At 61.7% G+C, this 19,214-nt stretch carries 15 protein-coding genes, 1 tRNA gene, 1 pseudogene and 3 riboswitches; of the genes and pseudogenes, 12 read left to right on the top strand and 5 right to left on the bottom strand.

Going from position 1 to position 19,214, the window contains the following annotated elements:
• The 8 genes from B0G71_RS19835 (at position 1) to B0G71_RS19800 (ending at position 7,869) form a co-directional block, all read left to right on the top strand.
• Positions 1-315: a flagellar protein FliT gene (locus tag B0G71_RS19835; protein WP_116143628.1), complete on the top strand. Its 315-nt coding sequence runs from the start codon at positions 1-3 to the stop codon at positions 313-315.
• A 263-nt stretch (positions 316-578) separates the two neighbouring features.
• Positions 579-2,966, top strand: a complete 2,388-nt coding sequence (locus tag B0G71_RS19830; RefSeq protein ID WP_116143626.1) for a tetratricopeptide repeat protein — start codon at positions 579-581, stop codon at positions 2,964-2,966.
• The gene (gene vioA / locus B0G71_RS19825; protein WP_116143624.1) at positions 2,963-4,108 is read left to right on the top strand and encodes a dTDP-4-amino-4,6-dideoxy-D-glucose aminotransferase VioA; all 1,146 of its coding nucleotides are present in this window, start codon (positions 2,963-2,965) and stop codon (positions 4,106-4,108) included. Before B0G71_RS19830 ends, vioA begins: the two co-directional genes overlap by 4 nt.
• A 5-nt stretch (positions 4,109-4,113) precedes the next feature.
• Entirely contained in the window at positions 4,114-4,812 is a 699-nt protein-coding gene (locus tag B0G71_RS19820) for a WbqC family protein (RefSeq protein WP_116143622.1), read from the top strand.
• On the top strand, positions 4,809-5,786 hold the full coding sequence (locus B0G71_RS19815; protein ID WP_116143620.1) for a hypothetical protein: 978 nt from the start codon (positions 4,809-4,811) through the stop codon (positions 5,784-5,786). Before B0G71_RS19820 ends, B0G71_RS19815 begins: the two co-directional genes overlap by 4 nt.
• Positions 5,783-6,307 (top strand): GNAT family N-acetyltransferase, encoded by a 525-nt coding sequence (locus B0G71_RS19810; protein ID WP_116143618.1) that lies wholly within the window; start codon positions 5,783-5,785, stop codon positions 6,305-6,307. The genes B0G71_RS19815 and B0G71_RS19810 overlap by 4 nt, the downstream gene beginning before the upstream one ends.
• Before the next feature lie 33 nt (positions 6,308-6,340).
• Complete coding sequence (locus B0G71_RS19805) at positions 6,341-7,126, top strand: phytanoyl-CoA dioxygenase family protein (protein ID WP_116143616.1); 786 nt, start codon at positions 6,341-6,343, stop codon at positions 7,124-7,126.
• Positions 7,127-7,131: 5 nt separating this feature from the next.
• Positions 7,132-7,869 (top strand): trans-aconitate 2-methyltransferase, encoded by a 738-nt coding sequence (locus tag B0G71_RS19800; RefSeq protein ID WP_116143614.1) that lies wholly within the window; start codon positions 7,132-7,134, stop codon positions 7,867-7,869.
• Between the two features lie 169 nt (positions 7,870-8,038).
• Here the strand turns inward: B0G71_RS19800 and B0G71_RS19795 are convergent, their stop codons facing one another.
• Positions 8,039-9,013: a transporter gene (locus tag B0G71_RS19795; protein ID WP_258875628.1), complete on the bottom strand. Its 975-nt coding sequence runs from the start codon at positions 9,011-9,013 to the stop codon at positions 8,039-8,041.
• A 953-nt stretch (positions 9,014-9,966) separates the two neighbouring features.
• On the opposite strand from B0G71_RS19795, the gene B0G71_RS19790 reads away from it, so the two are divergent.
• Positions 9,967-11,034, top strand: coding sequence for an HAD family phosphatase (locus tag B0G71_RS19790; protein WP_116143610.1), 1,068 nt, complete (start codon positions 9,967-9,969; stop codon positions 11,032-11,034).
• A 69-nt stretch (positions 11,035-11,103) separates the two neighbouring features.
• On the opposite strand, the gene B0G71_RS19785 is transcribed toward B0G71_RS19790, so the two are convergent.
• The 3 genes from B0G71_RS19785 to B0G71_RS19775 all read right to left on the bottom strand — a co-directional run bounded on the left by B0G71_RS19785 (position 11,104) and on the right by B0G71_RS19775 (position 13,460).
• Positions 11,104-12,114, bottom strand: coding sequence for a sodium:calcium antiporter (locus B0G71_RS19785; protein ID WP_116143608.1), 1,011 nt, complete (start codon positions 12,112-12,114; stop codon positions 11,104-11,106).
• 96 nt (positions 12,115-12,210) lie between these two features.
• A riboswitch (yybP-ykoY riboswitch) is annotated at positions 12,211-12,386 on the bottom strand.
• A gap of 95 nt (positions 12,387-12,481) precedes the next feature.
• On the bottom strand, positions 12,482-13,045 hold the full coding sequence (locus B0G71_RS19780; RefSeq protein WP_258875627.1) for a porin family protein: 564 nt from the start codon (positions 13,043-13,045) through the stop codon (positions 12,482-12,484).
• Between the two features lie 339 nt (positions 13,046-13,384).
• A tRNA-Arg gene (locus tag B0G71_RS19775) sits at positions 13,385-13,460 on the bottom strand.
• A gap of 274 nt (positions 13,461-13,734) precedes the next feature.
• Here B0G71_RS19775 and B0G71_RS19770 point away from each other — a divergent pair.
• Positions 13,735-14,631: a cytochrome c5 family protein gene (locus tag B0G71_RS19770; protein ID WP_116143604.1), complete on the top strand. Its 897-nt coding sequence runs from the start codon at positions 13,735-13,737 to the stop codon at positions 14,629-14,631.
• A gap of 121 nt (positions 14,632-14,752) precedes the next feature.
• On the opposite strand, the gene B0G71_RS19765 is transcribed toward B0G71_RS19770, so the two are convergent.
• Positions 14,753-16,843 (bottom strand): UvrD-helicase domain-containing protein, encoded by a 2,091-nt coding sequence (locus B0G71_RS19765; protein ID WP_116143602.1) that lies wholly within the window; start codon positions 16,841-16,843, stop codon positions 14,753-14,755.
• A 309-nt stretch (positions 16,844-17,152) separates the two neighbouring features.
• Between B0G71_RS19765 and B0G71_RS19760 the strand changes: the two genes are divergently transcribed.
• A complete protein-coding gene (locus B0G71_RS19760; RefSeq protein WP_116143600.1) occupies positions 17,153-18,202 on the top strand; it encodes an oxidoreductase in 1,050 nt (349 codons plus the stop codon).
• A 198-nt stretch (positions 18,203-18,400) separates the two neighbouring features.
• Positions 18,401-18,753, top strand: a pseudogene (locus tag B0G71_RS19755) (hypothetical protein).
• A gap of 154 nt (positions 18,754-18,907) precedes the next feature.
• A riboswitch (glycine riboswitch) is annotated at positions 18,908-19,009 on the top strand.
• Between the two features lie 32 nt (positions 19,010-19,041).
• Positions 19,042-19,201, top strand: a riboswitch (glycine riboswitch).
• The last annotated feature ends 13 nt before the right edge of the window (positions 19,202-19,214 follow it).

Here is a 19,214-nt window from a genome sequence, read left to right as displayed (position 1 = left end):
ATGACCGCGCACAACCTGAACCAGATGGAATTGGTCGAACGTGTGCTTTCGATCACGCGGCAAATCGAGCAGGCCGCCTCGCTGGCGGACTGGCCGGAAGCCGCCCGCCTGACCGAAACGCGTTCGCCGCTGCTGATGTCGCTCACCGCGGATCAGGAACCGGCGGCGCTAGACATGATCCGCCAGATCCAGACGATCGACGCGGCGCTCCTCGCGGACGCGGCAGTCACCCAGAACGAACTGCATTTCGAGTTCGAAGCGGCGATCGGACGCACCAAGGCCGCCGGCGAATATCAGCGGATGGCCCGCCTGTAAAAAACCCGGAGCGGAGCCGCGCAAGGCGGCATCCGTTCCCGGAAAGCCGGTTCAGCCGGCCGACCCAATAATAAGAACTACGTGCCGAAGTGAGGCGCGCTCGTTCCCTCGGCCCGCCTCGTGCGGGCTTTTTTCTTGCCTTTCGGCTTTCCGGCCCCTTCCTCCATACGCTAAACAGGCGGCCTTTTTACCGTCATCTCCGCGCATCGGAAAGACCGGCCTCGTCGCACAATTTCCTCCATAGAACATTTTGCGCCGAGACCATGACTCTCCTGTACGAGCAGCCGCCTGCTGAACCCCTGACGCCCGAACAACAACTCGAGCAGGACATTGCGCTTGTGTTGCAAACGGCGCTCGACCATCACCACAAGGGCGAATTCGAGGACGCCGAAGCGCTCTACCGGGCGATCCTCGATGCAAAGCCGCAGCACGCGGATGCCCTGTATGACCTAGGTGTGTTGCTCGGTCAAACCGGCCGCCCAGAAAACGCCGTGCCTGTGTTCGAGTTAGCGCTGGGCCAACAGCCGCATAACGGCCAGTATTGGGCGGCATATGTCAGTGCGTTGATCGACGCCGGTGAAAGCGCCGCTGCGTGGCTTGCACTGGAAATGGGCCAGAAGCAGGGTCTGAAGGGTCCGGCGGTAGACGGCCTGATCGTACGAATGGCCAATCCCGGCAAGGTCATCGCGACGCAGCCTGTGGCAGTACAGAACTCGCAGGCCGGCGGCAGCGCCGCTGTCGAGACAGATACCGGCGCGGCAAATACAGCGGCCGAAACCGGTAAATCCACAATCGCGGCCGGACGGCGCGTGAGCCAACAGGAAACGACGCGATTCACGTCGCTGTACAACAAAGGCCAAATCGCCGACGCCGTCAAACTGGCGCGAACGTTCACCCAGCGGTTTCCCGCCGACGGTAACGCGTGGCGCTGGCTCGGCATTGCACTGCATCGTCTAGGCCGGTACGACGACGCGCTCATTCCCTTGCGCAAAGCTGCCGAACTGCTGCCGGAGGAACTGGAAAGCCGCACTGTACTCGCGGATACGCTGCGCCTGAAAGGCCTGCACAAGGATGCCGAAGAAGTCTGCCGCGCGATCATCGCGATCAATCCGGCGTACGCCGAAGCGCAACGAATCTACGGCATGTCGCTGGTTCACCAGGGACGCGTGGCCGAGGGTCTGGCAGCCGCGCGGCGCGCAATCGAACTGGCGCCGGACACGTCCGGCATGCACAACACGCTGGGCGTGCTGCTGCTCGATCTGGGCATGGTGAGCGAGGCTGAAAAAAGCTTTCGCGTCGCGCTGGAGAAGGACCCGAAAGATGCGATCGCAGCGGACAATTATCTGTTTTCGCTCACTCACAATCCCGCAGTCAAGCAGGACACGCTGTTCGCCGAACACCTCAAATTCGCTCAACAGCACGAAGCGCCAGTGCGCGCGCAATGGCCGCGTCATGTGAACAAGCGCACGCCGAATCGCAAGCTGAAAATCGGCCTCGTTTCCGGCGACTTGTTCCGTCACGCGGTTGCCTCTTATCTGCTGCCGATCATGGAGCGCCTCGCGACCGATCCCGGTGTCTCACTGCATGTGTACAACAACCACATTGCGGTAGACGACTACACCCATCTGCTGCGCAAATGCGCCCATGAGTGGCACCAGGTCACCGGCATGCCGGACGCGCAGTTGGCGAACCGGATTCGCGAAGACAGAATCGACATTCTGTTCGACCTGTCCGGCCATACGGGCCGCAACCGCCTTCTCACGTTCGCGCGCAGGCCCGCGCCGATCCAGGTCAGCTGGCTCGGCTACCCTGCCACGACCGGGCTAAGTGCGATGGACTATTACCTCGTGGACCGGTTCGGCGTGCCGTTCGGCCCGGCGGAGCAAATGTTCTCCGAAAAGATCGTGCATTTGCCGGCGAATGCGCCCTTCCTGCCGGAAGAAAGCGCGCCGCCGGTCAATATTCTGCCGGCCATGCACAACGGCTATGTGACATTCGGCAGCTTCAACCGCCTCAACAAATTGCGCCCCGATGTGATCGCTCTCTGGGCGCAATTGCTGCACGCACAACCGTCGTCGCGAATGTTGCTGGGCGCGATTGCAACCGACGAGGATGAGCAGCTTCTGATTGACTGGTTTGCCGACGCAGGCATCTCGCGCGAGCGCCTGCTGTTCCGCCGCCGTTCGAGCATTCCGGTCTACCTGCAACAGCATTTTCACGTCGACATCTGCCTCGACACGTTCCCGTACACGGGCTCGACCACTGTGCTGAACTCATTGTGGATGGGCGTGCCGACCTTGACGATTGCAGGCGACACGTTGCCCAGCCGCGCCGGCACCACCTGGATGTCGCATGTCGGGCTGGAACAGTTTCTCGCCACGGACAAGGCGGATTTCGTCACCAAGGGCGTCGCGTTGTCCTCCGATATCGCCACGCTCGCCGCGCTGCGTACGGGCTTGCGCGAGCGCTGCATGGCGTCGGCGGCATTCCGGCCTGAAGTGGTCGCTGCCGGTTTGTCGCGCGCGTTGAGAATCATGTGGCAACGCTGGTGTGACGATCAGCCGCCCGTCGCATTCGAAGTCACGGCGGAAGAAGCCGTTGCCGCCACGGTCGACACCGCCGCTCCGTCCAGATCAGAGGAAAACAAATGAATGCAGCCTTACCACTTGGGGCCGTCGCGCCGCAGATCGACGAGCGCATTTACGTTACCCAGCCGCATCTCCCGCCGCTCGAAGACTTCATTCCCTATCTTCAACAGATCTGGGACAGCAAGATCCTGACCAATGCCGGCCCGTTTCACCAGCAGTTCGAAGCGGCGCTGTGCAAGTATCTCGGCGTCAAGCATCTTGCGCTGTTCACCAACGGCACGCTGGCGCTGCTCACCGCGCTGCAGGCGTTGCGCGTGACCGGCGAAGTGATCACCACGCCCTATTCGTTCGTTGCCACCGCGCACTCGCTGGTCTGGAACGGTATCAAGCCGGTATTCGTCGACGTCGATCCGCACACGCTGAATCTCGACCCTGCGAAGATCGAGGCAGCGATCACGCCGCAGACCACCGCGATCATGCCGGTGCATTGCTACGGCAAGCCGTGCGACGTCGACGCGATTCAGAAGATCGCCGACAACTACAATCTGAAGGTGATCTACGACGCGGCCCATGCTTTCGGCGTGCAGACCGAAACCGGCAGCGTGCTCGAGCACGGCGACCTCGCCGTTCTGAGCTTCCACGCGACCAAGGTCTTCAACACGTTCGAAGGCGGCGCGATCATCTGTCAGGACGCCAAGACAAAGCAGCGCATCGACCATCTGAAGAACTTCGGTTTCGTGGATGAAGTGACCGTGGTGGCGTCAGGCATCAACGGCAAGATGAGCGAGATCAACGCGGCATTCGGCTTGCTGCAATTGCAGCACATTGATGAAGCGCTGGCACGGCGCGCGCGGATCGATGCGCTCTACCGCGAACGGTTGCGCGACGTGCCCGGTATCAGCTGCGTGCCGAAAGGGGGCGAGAAAGTGGCGAACCACTCGTATTTTCCGATTCTCGTCGGCCCGGAGTACCCAATCAGCCGCGACGTGCTGTATCAGAAGTTCCGCGACGCGAACATTTACGCGCGCCGCTATTTCTATCCGCTGATCTCGGACTTTCCGATTTATCGCGGCCTGCCTTCCGCACGCCCGGAAAACCTGCCGGTCGCGCACGCCGCTTCACAGAAGATACTGTGTCTGCCGATCTTCCCGGCACTGACGGACGACATGCTCGACCGCATCGTCGGGATCATCGCGGGTAGCTGAACGTCATGAAGCTCGCGATCATGCAGCCCTACCTGTTTCCGTACATCGGATATTTCCAGCTGGCGGCGGCAGTCGACAAGTTCGTCTTTTACGACGACGTGAACTTCATCAAGAATGGCTGGATCAACCGCAACCGGATGTTGCTGGGCGACCAGGTGCGTTATCTCACCGTGCCGCTCCGCGGTGCGAGTCCTTCGTTAAAGATCAACGAGGTACTGGTCGAACCGCGCGAGCGCTGGCTGCGCAAGCTGCTGGAATCGATTCGGCATGCGTATGCCAAAGCGCCTCACTACGCGCAGGTCAGCGCGTTGGTCGGGCGGATTCTGGCAGAGCCTCTCGCACCTGTTTCGCAGCTCGCGTCGCACACTGTCATGGAAATTTGCAAGTACCTCGAGATCGATACAGAATTCGTCCCGTCTTCGACGAAGTACGGCAATGCGCAACTCAAAGGTGCCGAGCGGGTCATCGATATCTGCGCGAGAGAGCACGCGAGCACCTATGTGAATCTGCCGGGTGGCCGCGCACTTTACGATAGTGCGGCATTCTTGACGCGCGGCGTGGAGCTCGCCTTCGTTGAACCGAACCTGTGTCCCTATACGCAGTTTGACGATACTTTTCACCCCGCCTTATCGATTCTCGACGTCCTGATGTTCAACAGCAAAAACAGCGTCAGAGATATGCTGTGCGTCGAGGTGAACGCATGATCCCGCGCGAGCCGCGCGCAATCGGCGGATATTTCGAACTGGAACTTCCACGAGCAGGAGCGACGCTTCACGACGACGCGTTGCGTTTCCAGTCGTCGCGCGCGGCGTTTCTTGCGCTGCTTCGGGCAGTGCGGCCGACTGCCGTCTGGATGCCCTGGTACATTTGCGACGCGATGATCGAGCCACTGCGCATGACCGGCACGCCGTTCAAACGCTATCGGCTCGACGCCGAATTGCGCGTGCAGCCTGTCGATATCGCACAAGGTGAGTGGCTAGTTTACGTCAACTATTTCGGCTTGTGCGCTCAACAGGTCGACGATGTGCTCAGCCGGTTCCCACGCGAACGCGTCGTGATCGACAATGCGCAGGCGTTGTTCGCACGGTCCGCGGATTGCCTCGCCACGCTGTACTCGCCGCGCAAATTCCTTGGCGTGCCGGATGGCGGATACCTCGTTACACGGCAGCCGATCGCAATGCCGGAAGCTGTCGACGATGCCTCGTTGCTGCGCAGCGGCTATCTGCTGACGAGGCTCGCGAAAGATGCGGAAGCAGGTTACTCCGACTACGCCGCGGCCGAAGAAAGCCTCAAGCACCAGGAACCGTTGCGCATGTCGGCACTGACGCAACGGCTGCTCGCCGGCGTCGACTACGAAAGCGTCCGCGCACGGCGAGCCGAAAATTTCGCCTATCTGCACGATAAATTGCAGCGCTATAACCGCTTCACGTTTCGTTACGACGAAGATGCGGCGCCGCTCTGCTACCCGTTTTTCGGCGCGCCGCCCGGCATGCGCGAGGTTCTTCGAGCGCAACGCATCTATACGCCGACTTACTGGCCGGATATCGCAACCGCTGCAGGCGCACCGGACTTCGAACGCAGGCTTCCCGAATCGACCTTGTGCCTTCCTTGCGATCAGCGGCTGACGCACAGCGATCTGGCGCCGATGGTGCAACACCTACTGGACCGACTCGCATGAGCGACAACACGATATTCCTGCGCGAGATCGAACGAGGCGACCTGTCGACCATCAACACATGGCGCGCCGACAAGACGCTGGTCAGTCATTTGGGCGGCGCCTTCCGATACGTGGGCACCGAGATCGACAGTAAATGGTTCGATAGCTATCTCGGCTCCCGGACGAATAACGTGCGTCTCGCCGTGTGCCTCGCGTCTACAGAGGAAGTTGTCGGCGTGACGTATCTGCTAGGCATCGACTGGGTGAGCCGCTGCGCGGAGTTCTCGATTCAGATCGGCGCCGAGACGGCTCGCGGCCGGGGCATTGGCGAGGCCGCCACGCGCCAGACGCTCGAGCACGCATTTGGCGACCTCAACCTCCACCGTATTTCGCTGACCGTGCTCGCGTCAAATGCGCGCGCCATCGCGCTCTACGAGAAAGTGGGCTTTCGCGCCGAAGGTCTTTTACGCCAGGCCGTCTTCAAAGGCGACCGCTATCTTGACGTCATGCCGATGGCCATTCTGGCCGCCGATCGACACTGAGCCTTTTGCTTTTGCCGTTACCTCGCTCCATTCATGAACACGATTGACGCTCGACACCACACCGAACTCGCCACGGCGGGATGGACGGTGCTCCCCGGACTGATTCACACCGAATTGCTCGATTCGCTGGTGAAGGCGCTCGGTCCTTCGCTCGCGTTGCGCGACCAGATCAGGCGACGCAACGGCGTGCTGGAAAACAGCGCCGGCACTTTGCATCATCTGCTGATGGATGACCCGAGCTACGTCGAATTGCTGGCGCAATTCTCAGCGCTCGAGCCGCTTTTCAAAGAATACTTCGAAGGCAACTTCGTTCTGAATTCGTACGGCGGCGTGATCAACGAGCGCGACTCGCGCTCTTACGTGCAGAACGTGCACCGCGATATCCGTTTCGGCTCCGACTCGCGGCGCTTCATGGTGAACGCATTGGTGATGCTCGACGATTTCACGCTGGCCAATGGCGCGACGCATATTCTTTCGCACTCGCAAAATCTCCAGCAGCAGCCCACCGACGAGCATTTCTACGCGCAGGCTGCGCGGGCGACCGGAAAGCGCGGTTCGGTTCTGCTGTTCGATTCCCGCATGTGGCACGCTACCGGCCGCAATACCACCGATGCGCCGCGCCGTGCGCTGACACTGACGTTCACCAGCCCCTTCTTCAAGCCGCAGCTCGACTACGCGCGGCTATTCGGATACCGCAATCTCGACCGCTGCAACGCATGGATGCGCCAGGTGCTCGGCTTCAACGCCCGGGTGCCGGAGTCGCTCGAGGAGTTTTATGTGCCGGTTGAGCAGCGGTTCTATCAACGTGGACAGGATTGACGACCATGAACAGAGACTACGACGCGGAAGCGAAAGATCATCCCGAACATCGCTACGCTTACGACTTCGATTATCTGATGCACGAATACATGCTTCGGACATTCGCACCGTTCGTCGTCGGCGGCAACGCGCTCGAACTCGGATGCTTCGAAGGTAACTTCACGCGACTCCTAGCACAGCGCTTCGATTCACTGGAAGTCGTCGAGGCATCGGCAGACTGCATTGCCGTTGCGTCGGACAAGACGAAAGGCGCTGTCAAATTCCATCACTCGACGTTCGAGACTTTCGAACCGGCGCGACGCTACGACAACATCTTCCTGATTCATACGCTCGAACACCTCGATCATCCGGTCGAAGTCCTGAGCCGGATCGGCAGCTGGCTACCGAAAGGCGGCCGCCTGTTCGTGGCCGCGCCAAATGCGCGCGCCGGATCGCGGCAGATCGCAGTCAACATGGGGCTGATCGACCATCACGCGGCCGTGACGGCGGCTGAAGCCGCACACGGTCATCGCGTGACGTATTCAATCGACACGCTGCGAGCCGATCTGCGTGCGGCAAAGCTTCGCCCGGTCACCGAAGGTGGGGTCTTTTTCAAGGGCCTCGCCAACTTCCAGATCGATGCGGCATTGCAGGCCGGCATCATATCCAGAGAGTATCTGGATGGCTGTTTTGAGCTCGGGCGTGTCTATCCCGACTTGTGCTCCAGCGTCTACGCGATCTGCGAGCGCGGCACGGGCGCCTGATCGATTGCGGTCCGGCCGCGAAGGCGCCTCCGCGGATGTCCCTCCGCATCCTTGCGTTGCCGTTGTTCCGCGCGCCGGCGTGCCCAGTGTCCTTGTTAGCCGCAATGCCGCGCGAACCCGCCTCTTGCTCGCCTGGAAGTAAGCGCCTCACACCTCGCATGCCGCGACGTTACTTAAACGTCGCATTGACCGACAATTGCACCGCGTTACCCTTCGGCCGATTGCTGGTGTTGAATTCGTTGACCCAGCGCAGCGCAGCCGAAATGGGGGTTTTCTGCACCTTCCCCGACCACGTGATCATCGGCCCGAGGCCTACGGAATGACCCTGGTCGCCACCGACAATGTCCGCAATGCCGCCGCTGTCATGGCCGATCTGCTGGATATAGCCGCCCACCACGCCGACGCCCCACCCGCTGCTGAAGCGCTTGAGCACGAGCAGATCGAGCACGCTCACCGGTGCGTTGTGATAGTGGGTGTCCTTATTGGGCGTATAGAACTCGAGGCCGTAATTCAACGACAGTTCGATGTTCTCCTTCGGCAGCAATTTCGTATAAGCGATTGTCGGCGTGAAGGTCCACGTGTTCTGTCCGGCATTGGCAAGCCGGTTCGAGTTGTACGCACCGGTCGGCGCGTAGATCTGCACGCTCAACGCGACGTGGTCGGTCTTGGTCAGGTGATAGCCGGCAATGACTGGCGTAAAGAAGAAATCGGCGAACTGGGTGCCGTGGTCGTTCGGCAAGCGACCATGAAACGACGAGATGTTGGTGTACTGAACCGGCACCCCGAACGACGACGCGAAGTTCCAGCCGCCCACGGTAATCCCCCACGTCTTGACTGCGGCGAGGATCGTGTATTCGGCCTTCGCATTGACGCCTTGCGTGACCTGTCCGGCAATCGGAATCGACTTGCTCGCGCTTAGCGAGCCTTCGTAATAGATCGTGGCGGCCGACACGATCCAGTCGCTGGTGGGCGGCACGATGCCGCCGTACGGCGTCACCTGCTGGCCGGTGATCGGACGGCCTATGCCGCCTTCCGTCGCCCACGCCGTCTGGGAGAGGCTCACGCCGACGGTGGTCAGAAGCGCGCCTTTGCAGAATCCGGCAACGAGCCGACCGGCTGCGAACAAACAGTTAGGTTGACTCATAATCGTCCTCATCGAATGGATGTTCGGCATTCTCACTCTTCCGGCACCGCATCTGGGCAGCCTGCGTCCGCAAGCCACACTGCGCGTACGTGCGCAGGCATCAGGCTTCGCGCACAATTGGCGGCGCGACCGACGCCAGCACGGCCATCGTCACCCATGTCGCCGCCTTCCTGTGCATGTCGATGTCCGGGTCGTCCATGCGCGCCTCAGCGCTCTGCGGCGTGGGAACATCCAGTTGTGGTCGAGCACGGTGCCGAACACGTTCGGCGTGTAGTGGTTATGGATGCTGAATGGGACGGCGAGATTGAGCGAGAGATTATCTTTATCGACGTCGGCGGCGGATGCCTGAGCCAAGACCCGCGACCACGCGAACGCAGCGGCGTTTAACGTCCTCATCCGAAACGCGCAACGGTAACCCATTATCGAGCCTTGTTTTATGGTTATTTCTTCTAGGCGTGCACCCGCCTTTCCACGACGAAAAATCATTTCAAAGGAATGGCGTTCGGGTGGCCGATTCAAGCCCAATTGATTTCGCGCGTGTTTGCGAATTCGGGCAGCTACGCGCGGCCGGACGCCACATCGCGCAAATGAAGCGCGTTATATCACTCGAACAATCTAGAAAGGTGACGCAGCTGAGTACGGGGCTTGCATGAACGGTCCTTGAAACGAGAGACGCCGCATCAAACGAAGCATGCGGAAAGGGGAAGATTCACCACGCTGGCATCGTTAGGAATACTAGCAACGATTTCTGCAATCACGGAGATAATTTTGTAACACGGCAGAAGCCAGATCAGTCGCGACCGGCTTGCCCGCTTATTCAATCGGCATTGTGTTTTGCCGAGGCAAGCTCAAGCCTCAATGTCGAAAAAATCCCACAACGGCTGCAATAAACCCTTTGGCCCATTAGACTGGCGCTCGCTTGAGTTCGACCCACCGTTTTCGATGAGGCTTTCATGATTCGCACGCTGCACCGCTACTGCATCGCCTTCGCCGTTGTCCTTCTTTCTGCCTGTTCCGTGACGCCGCGACAGGACGAGGTGTCGCAGGCCGGCGCATCGACGGCCGCCGCGTTGGCGTCATGGAATGACACGAAGACCAAACGCTCGATTGTCGACTTCGTGACGCTCGTGACTACGCCCGAGTCAAAGGATTTCATCCCGCGTGCCGACCGGATCGCCGTATTCGATAACGACGGCACACTGTGGCCCGAGCAGCCCGCATCGGTGCAACTGGTGTTCGCGCTGCAACGTGTGAAGACGGTGGCCGGACGGCATCCGGAATGGAAGCGTCAGGAGCCGTTCCGCTCGATCCTCAAAGGCAATCTCAGGAATGTGGCGGCAACCGGCGACAGCGGCTCGATGCGGGTGTTGGCGGCGGCCCACGCCGGCATGACGGGCGATCAGTTCGCCGCACTCGTGCACGAATGGTTCGATTCCGCGAGCGACCCGCACTTCAACCGGCCCTACGCCGATCTCGCGTATCAGCCCATGCTCGAGTTGCTCGCCTATCTGCGCGCGAACGGCTTCAAGACCTATCTGGTGACGGCTGGCGACGCCGAGTTCGTCCGCGACGTCGCCCAACGCATGTACGGCATTCCGCCCGAGCAGGTGATCGGCAGCACCGTTAAGTATCGGTATGGCCAGAGCAACGGTGCGGTCTCGCTGACGCGCCTCGCACAAGTCGACACGCTGGTCGACGGCTCGGCCAAACCGCTCGCCATCGAGCGCGTGATCGGCAGACGTCCGGTGATCGCGTTCGGTAACGCGGATGGCGACGTGCCAATGCTCGAATGGACCTCGGCAGGCGCTGGCCCGCGCCTCGCCGCGCTCGTGCATCACACGGACGCGGAACGCGAATACGCATACGACCGCACGGCGAAGAGCGGCAAACTCGACAAAGGTCTGGACGAGGCCGGCGCGAAAGGCTGGCTTGTCGTCGATATGAAAGATGACTGGAGAGTCGTGTTCAAGCCGGACGGCGCGGCAGCGACCGCAGCGCCGACAACGGCCCGGCCGAACTGAACCTGAAACTCAGAAGGCCGTGGGCCAAGCGGCCTTCTGCGACTGATTCGAACGTCGCCGACGGCTCGTCTAGCGGCTCAGCGTGATCGCCAGATAAGTTGCATACAACACCCCGCAAACCAGTAACGCCCACACCGGCACGCCGCGCTCACGCACATTGATCCGCAGCCACGCCGCGGCGGCCAGCGTGATCACGATGCCGGTCACCACTTCGATACGCGGCACCCACGGCGTCAGTAGGATACCGATTGCTGGCAGCAAGGTGCCCTGAAACACCATCGCACCGGTGATGTTGCCGAACGCCAGCGTGTCCTTGCCGCGGCGAATCCAGAGAATGCTGTTGACCTTCTCGGGCAGTTCGGTCGCGATCGGAATGATCAGCAGCGAGAGCAGCAGCGGCGACACGCCGAGCGCCTGCGAGACACCGCGCACACCATGGATGAAGCCTTCCGCGCCCCACACCAGCAACGCGACGGCGAGCGCCAGTTGCACCACGATGGTCGCGAGGTTGGTCGGCACGCCGAGGCGCGAGATCAACATCTTGCCCGGCGCTTCAGTGCCGTGACCGGCATCGACCAGGTCATTCGATGCACGGAAGGTCATCACCACGTAGGTGACGTACACGCCGACCAGCGCCACGCTGAAGAGCGCGCGTACGATCATTTGCTCATGCGGCACGTACATCGCCGCGGCGGCCAGCACGAACGCGCACAGGAAATAGTTGAGGTCGCGCGTGAAACCCGTACGCTCCGGCGCGACCCAGCCGCGCGCGCCGCGTGAGCCGAGAATCGCGAGCGTCATGAGGAAGGTGGAGAGGGTGGAGAGCATCAGCGGCGCACCGAGAATCGCGCCGACGCCGATTTCCTGGTTGACCACGTTATCGGTCGTGCCGCCGGCGATCGCGAGCAGCGGTACGAGCGTCTCGGGCAACGCCGTGCCGACGGCGGCGAATAGTGAACCCGTCACGCCTTCGGAAATCTTGAGGCGTTCGCCCAGATGCTCGAGCGCATTGGTGAAGAGCTCGGCCGCCACCAGAATGACAACCAGCATGATGGCAAGTTCGAACAGGAGACCCGTCATGCGCGGCGCTCCGCGGACAGGCAGAAGTAGAGGCGCGGCGGACGGACGAGAGGGGAGACTTGCTGGATGCGACGATGTTTCACAGGGCAACTCCGCGGCCGGACGTAGATGACAAACCAATGACGCACCGCCGCCCGTCCGACCAGAACGAGGCTGTGCGTCAATGGTCTCGCCAAACCGACCCGGTCGAACGCGCCATGACCCGCAGGCCAAGTATGTTGACGCGCTCTCCTTCAGTACATGAAGGAAGGCTACTCCCCAGTGACCGGGGGATTCTAACGGTAGGGGGCGCTTTCAACAACCTTGTTGCGGGCAAGGCGGTTGTTCGAGCCCGATCGGTTAGCCGCGCAGTTGCGAATCCAGCACGTCAGTTGAAGTGATATTGCACGCCGATTGTGAGGCTGTTATTCGTTCTTCGGGTGCCGTCGTGATTGCTGGTGTCGGTTGTCCATTCGCCCACCGCACTCACGTGTCTAGCGAATTTATATTCGACGCCTAAACCCCAGTGAGGGCGGATGTTCGGCCAATCCGTTGTCAACCCAATACGGACATAGGGCATGAACTGATTGAACGGCATGCCGAATTTCGCATCGATTCCGCCGTCTTTATAGGTTGTCGAGCCATGATGCAGATCGGCAAAAACTTCGGCGCCTGCGACGAAACGGTCGACGTCAAAGTTATATCCCGCCGTGAAACCAGGAAAAACCGTGGTGTGCGATGCTTTACTGTCAACGCCTGAGGCATCGGAGGTATTCACACCCAACTTGAAACCCACATAGGGACCGGCAAACTCGCTCGCACCTGTTTGAGGCGCCGCCGATTGCGCGTGGACGAGATTGGATAGCATCATGATCGATGCGGTTAAGATCAGCCGGGTTATTTTGTACATGACCTGCAATAAAACGATCGGCGCGCGGATTGATCGCCACACCTTTATTAATCAGTGAAGCGATGTCGAAATGCCGCTCCGGGGTATTCATGCGATGGAAATTGCATGAGCAAACCATGCTAATTAAGGGGATAGGGTGGGGCAATGCGAAATGTCCGCATGGAGACCTTCAAACGTCCGATTCTTAATTTCAATACAGACAAAGTGCATGTTTCTAGGATTATTCTGCGAAGCGCATGCGAGCGTACGCAGGGCGTCGAGGGACGATTACTTGCAGGAATGTGGGAGCTTAGGCGGCAGTCGTCTGAACACGACATGACCGTAAAAACAAAAGGGCTTAGCGCATATTGCGTAAGCCCTTGAGCGAGATCGACTCTTTTTTGGTGCGCCCGGCTGGGATCGAACCAGCAACCCCTGCCTTCGGAGGGCAGTACTCTATCCATTGAGCTACGGGCGCTTCAACAAGAATGCGCGGCACCAGAACGGATGCGACGCCAAAGCGAGACCGAAAGGATACCCGGTTTCCGCCATACCGTCCACCGGACGGCCTGAATGGCGGTCTTCGAAGTCTTTCGCACAACCCGCGCGATGCGGGTAAACGCCTGCTGAACACCGCGCCGCGCCCCTCGCCGCCGCCGAAATGTTCCGTCTATAATCGTCCGTGCCTGATTAAAGAACAAGAAGTTGCCGTCACGCTGTACCGCTCACATACCCACGGAGACGAGACAAGCATGAGCGAAGCACCACACGGAGCCCCGATCAAAACCCCCGGGCAGCTCGTCGCCGCAATCATTGCCAGTTTTGCGGTACCGATCGTCATCATCGTTCTGCTAGTGATCTACGTCGACAATTCGACGCGCACCGGCGCCGGCACCGACTCCCTCTCCGAAGCCGAGGTCACCGCCCGCATCAAGCCGTTCGCCCAGGTCGACATTCGCGACGCCAACGCGCCGCGCGTCTACAAGACCGGCGAGGAAGTCTACAAGGCGGTGTGCTCCGCGTGTCACGCGTCGGGTGCCGCAGGCGCGCCGAAATTCACCAATACCGCCGACTGGGCACCGCGCATCGCCCAGGGCTTCGACACGCTTTTGCACACGGCGCTCTCCGGCAAAGGCGCGATGCCCCCGCGCGGCGGCACCAGTCCGGACGACTACAGCGATTTCGAAATCGCCCGCGCGGTCGCCTACATGGCCAACAATTCCGGCGGCAGTTTCCCTGAACCGGCTCAGCCGGCAGCGGGCACAGCAGCAGCATCCGGTGCTGCGGCCGAAGCGCCGGCCGGCGCTTCCGACGCGGGTGCGGCTCAGGCCGCCGCAGCGATGGCCGCCATGGCGAGCGTGCCGCAAGCGGCCGCGCCGGCAGCGGGCGGCACGCAAAGCGCCGACGCATCGCAAGCCGGCAAGGCGTTGTATCAGCAGGTTTGCCAGGCCTGCCACGCAGCCGGCGTGTTGAACGCACCGAAGTTCGGCGACAAGGATGCCTGGGCTCCCCGTCTGAAAGAGCCTATGGACACGGTCTATAACTACGCGCTGCACGGCAAGGGCGCGATGCCGCCGAAGGGCGGCTCGACAGCCTCCGACGCGGATGTGAAGGCCGCCGTCGACTACATGGTCAGCGCGGTGAAGTAACACGCTCGCGGCGTTTGCCGCAGCACAAAAAATCCCTGCACCGCGTCGCCGCGTTGCAGGGATTTTTTTATCTCTCGGTCGGCAAACGGGCCTATGCGATCTCAACAATCTCGGCATCAGCTCAAGGCTTCTGCAACAGCGCCTTCAAACTCGCGAGCCGGTCTTTCGGCGACATCGGCGCTTCTTCGGGCGTCGGCGGCGGGGCGTCGTCGAGCAGCATTTCGGGAATGAAGCGTGACGGCTCGCACACCACCGTCTCTCGCGCGCGCTTGCGCTTCTTGCACCAGTTCAGATGCAGACTGCGCTGCGCACGCGTGATCGCCACGTACATCAGCCGGCGTTCTTCTTCGATGCGCGCGTCGTCGATCGGCTCGTCGTCCGCACCGCCGCGATGCGGCATGATGCCTTCCTCGACGCCCACCAGAAACACGTGCGGATACTCCAGACCCTTCGACGCATGCACCGTCGACAAACGCACCGCGTCGGGATCTTCCTCGCGGCCTTCGAGCATCGACATCAGCGCAACCGTCTGGATCAGCCCGAGCAGGCTCTTGCCGGTGTCGCCGAGACCGTCGGCGGTGTCGTAGCCGGTGGCTTCATCGGCCGCGGCGCCCGTGGGCTCGGCCTTGGTGCCCTTGCGCTTGAGCCATTCCATGAACTCCAGCACGTTTTGCCACTTGGACTGCGCCTGACGTTCGTCGAATGCATCGTACAGATAGGCCTCGTAGTGGATCGCGTCCATCAGTTCGTCGAGCAGCGTGCCGGCGGCGTCCTTCTCGGCGCGATCGGTGAGACGCTGCATGAAGTCGCAGAACACGCGCATCGGTTCGATCTGCCGCGGCGACAAACGCGCCTCGATGCCGCCCATGTACACCGCCTCGAAAAGCGAGACTTTGGCTTGGCCCGCGAACGAGCCGAGCGCCTCGAGCGTCGTATTGCCGACACCGCGTCGCGGCGTCGTGATCGCGCGGATGAACGCGGGGTCGTCGTTGGCGTTGGCGATCAGACGCAGATACGCGCAGATGTCCTTGATCTCGGCCTTGTCGAAGAACGATTGGCCACCGGACAACACGTACGGAATCCGCTCGCGCCGCAACACCTGCTCGAAAATGCGCGCCTGAAAATTGCCGCGATACAGGATCGCGTAGTCGCGAAAATTCGCGCGCCGCTCGAACTTGTGCGCCGACAGCCGAAACACCACGGACTCGGCCTCGTGCTCTTCATCGTTGCATGGCGTGACGGTAATCGTGTCGCCCATGCCGTGTTCGGACCACAACTTCTTTTCGAACAGCTTCGGATTGTTCGCGATCACGTTGTTCGCGGCGGTCAGAATGCGGACCGTGGAGCGGTAGTTCTGCTCCAGCTTGATGAGATGCAGCTTCGGAAAATCCTTGCTGAGCTGGCCGAGATTTTCGAGCGTCGCGCCGCGCCAGCCGTAGATCGCCTGATCGTCGTCGCCCACCGCCGTGAACGCCGCGCGCTTGCCGGCCAGCAGCTTCACCAGTTCGTACTGGCAGGCGTTGGTGTCCTGATATTCGTCGATCAGCAGATAGCGCAGCTTGTTCTGCCAGCGGTCGCGCACCTGCTCGTTCTTTTCGAAGAGTTCGGCAGGCAGACGGATGAGGTCGTCGAAATCGACTGCCTGATACGCATGCAGCGTCGCCACGTAATTGCGGTAGACGATCGCGGCCTGATGTTCATCCTCGTTGGCGGCGATCGCGATCGCCTGCTCCGGCATGATCATGCCGTTCTTCCACAACGAGATGATCGACTGGATCTTGCGGATGAAGCCCTTGTCCGTCGAGCCGACCTGCTCCTGGATCATGCCGAAGCAGTCGTCGGAATCCATGATCGAGAACTGCGGCTTCAGGCCGACGTGCTCCGCTTCCTGCCGCAGAATCTGCACGCCGAGCGAGTGGAAGGTGCAGACCGTCAACTGGTTGACGGGCACTTTGCGGCCTTCCTTGCCGGGCGTGGTGAGCGTCTTGCCTTCGAGCAGCTTGCCCACGCGCTCGCGCATTTCCAACGCGGCCTTGTTCGTGAACGTGACGGCAGCGATGTGGCGCGGCTCGAAGCCCTTGGCCTCGATCAGGTGCGCGATCTTCTGCGTGATCACGCGCGTCTTGCCGCTACCTGCGCCGGCGAGCACGAGACACGGACCGTCGAGATAACGGACCGCTTCATTTTGAGCGGGGTTCAGGCCTGCGGACATCGTCAGTGGATGGGTGTTGCGGTTGAAAGCAGCGGTTGAGGGCGTGGCGGCATATTCGCCGGCCGGAGGCCCGGGGGCATGCTGCGCGGCCCCGGCGGCTGGAACGGGCGCCCCGCGCGGTGCGCGGGTGTTCCGGCCCGCTGCGGTTCGCGCGAGATGAGCGATGTTAACACGATTGTGCTGACGGACAGCGGCGACAAACGCTCACGACGACGCTGACGGTCCACCTCCAGGACATGCCACAATTGCGGTGTTGCGCGCCGTCGCCGCGGTGGCAAAGCGGCGCGCCGTTTTTGCAGGAAGACACGCATGTCCGCATCGCTGAAGATTGGATTGATGGGTTACGGTTTCGCCGGCGCGACCTTTCATGCGCCGGTGATCGAGCACTGCGGCCGCGCGAGCGTCGCGGCCATTGCCACGAGCCAGCCCGAGCGCGCGCTCGCCGACTATCCGCACACGAAGGTGGTGGCCGACCTCGACGCGCTGCTGGCGCTGGATGAACTCGACTGCATCGTGATCGCCACGCCGAACGACACGCACTTCGACCTGGCGCGCCGCACGCTGGAAGCGGGCAAGCACGTGGTGGTGGACAAACCGGTCACGCTGAACGCCGCCGACGCCCATACGCTGGCCAACATCGCGCTCGCCCGAGGCAAACTCTTCATGCCGTTTCACAACCGTCGCTGGGACGGCGATTTTCTGACCCTGCGCGATCTGCTCACGAGCGGCGAGTTGGGACGGATCACGCAATACGAATCGCACTTCGACCGTTTCCGGCCGGAGGTGCGCCAGCGCTGGCGCGAGGAAGCGTCGCGAGGCGGCGGCTTGCTGCTGGACCTCGGCCCGCATCTGATCGACCAGGCGCTGGCGCTGTTCGGCACGCCGCAAACCGTGTCGGCAACGGTGCGCGCACATCGTGACGACGCTGGTGCGCCCGACTACGTGCACATCCAGCTCGGCTACGGTGAATTCGAAGTGGTGCTGCACGCGAGCGCGCTGACGGCGCTGGTCGCGCCGCGCTTCACCCTCCACGGCACACGCGGCAGCTATATGAAATACGGGCTCGACACGCAGGAAGATCAGTTGAAGGCGGGCCTGCGTCCAGGCGACGACGGCTTCGGCGCCGGCAACGCCCCGGGTGTGGTGCGCGTCGTGGAAGGCGATCAGGAAGTCGAGCGGGAGTGGCCGACGCGCAATGGCGATTACGCCGGGTTTTATGTCGCGGTGGCCGACGCGATCCAGAGCGGCGTCAAATTTCCGGTGAGCGCACAGGACGCCGTCGACGTCATGACGGTTATCGAGCTCGCCGGCCGAAGCTCGGAAGAAGGCGCCCGGCTGCCGTTCGAACGGATTCGCTGACGGTTTGGTCCGCACGGCGAGACGGCTTGTGTACCTAAAACAGCACTCGCCGTGCACACGGCGCAGGCCAAAAACGCTGACAAGCCCGAAAGGAACATAACGTTACAAATCGGGCCGCGCGGCAGGTCAGCGCGGCCCGGTAGTCATCCGTTGCTACCAGGGTAGCACCACAAAACGACAATGACTTCCGGAGTGTCCATGCCCCGTACTATCCGCGCGCTCGCCGCTTGCGCCTTGCTCAGTTCCCTCGCCGCCTGTGTGGTGGCGCCTCAACCCCACAGCCGGCGCCTCGCCCCAACCCGCAACAGATCGCGGATCAGCGCCTGCATCAGGTCGAAGGCCGCATCGACAACCTCAGCCGCCGGATCGACAACCGCGTGAATCAGGGCTATTACCCGCCGCCACAAGGCGCAGCGCTGCACCATCGCCTCGACGTGATCCGTCAGGAAGCGCACGACATGGCCGCGCAACACGGCGGCGGCCTGTCGGGCGACGAACAGCGCGTCTTGAATCAGGAACTGGACAACGCGGCACACGCTATCGGCGAGTAATCGCGCCAGAATCAATTTCGGCTTCAACGCCGAAGCAGCACGAGCGCGGGCATCACGTCCCGCGCTTTTTTTGACAAGCGCGCAGACGCTCCGTCAACCGCCGCGCGGTTCTCGGGCCTTTATTTGACAAGCCCCCGGCCCTCGCGTACATTCGCCGCACGCGTCGGGAGAGCGTGCTGGCCGCAGAAAACCGCAGGCCGCGCCGCCGAAGGGGCACACCCGCAAACTCTCAGGCAAAAGGACCGACCGCGTCGAAGAACCCGCTCTCAGGCAACATCGGGCACCGGTTTTTCGCACTCTGGAGAGCGGCAGTAGCCGTGCGCATCGCGCGTCGTAAGTGCGAGCGGATCTGGCAAGCTGCCCACCGAAGGGGCGCGCGTTTCACCGTGACACGTCAACGTGACCACGGCAACGCAATCTCTCAGGTATCGAGGACAGAGGGGCCATGCAACGCATCGCTC

It is taken from the genome of Paraburkholderia sp. BL27I4N3, from assembly GCF_003386115.1.
GTDB lineage: Bacteria > Pseudomonadota > Gammaproteobacteria > Burkholderiales > Burkholderiaceae > Paraburkholderia.
This window is presented reverse-complemented; position numbering and strand designations above follow the sequence as displayed.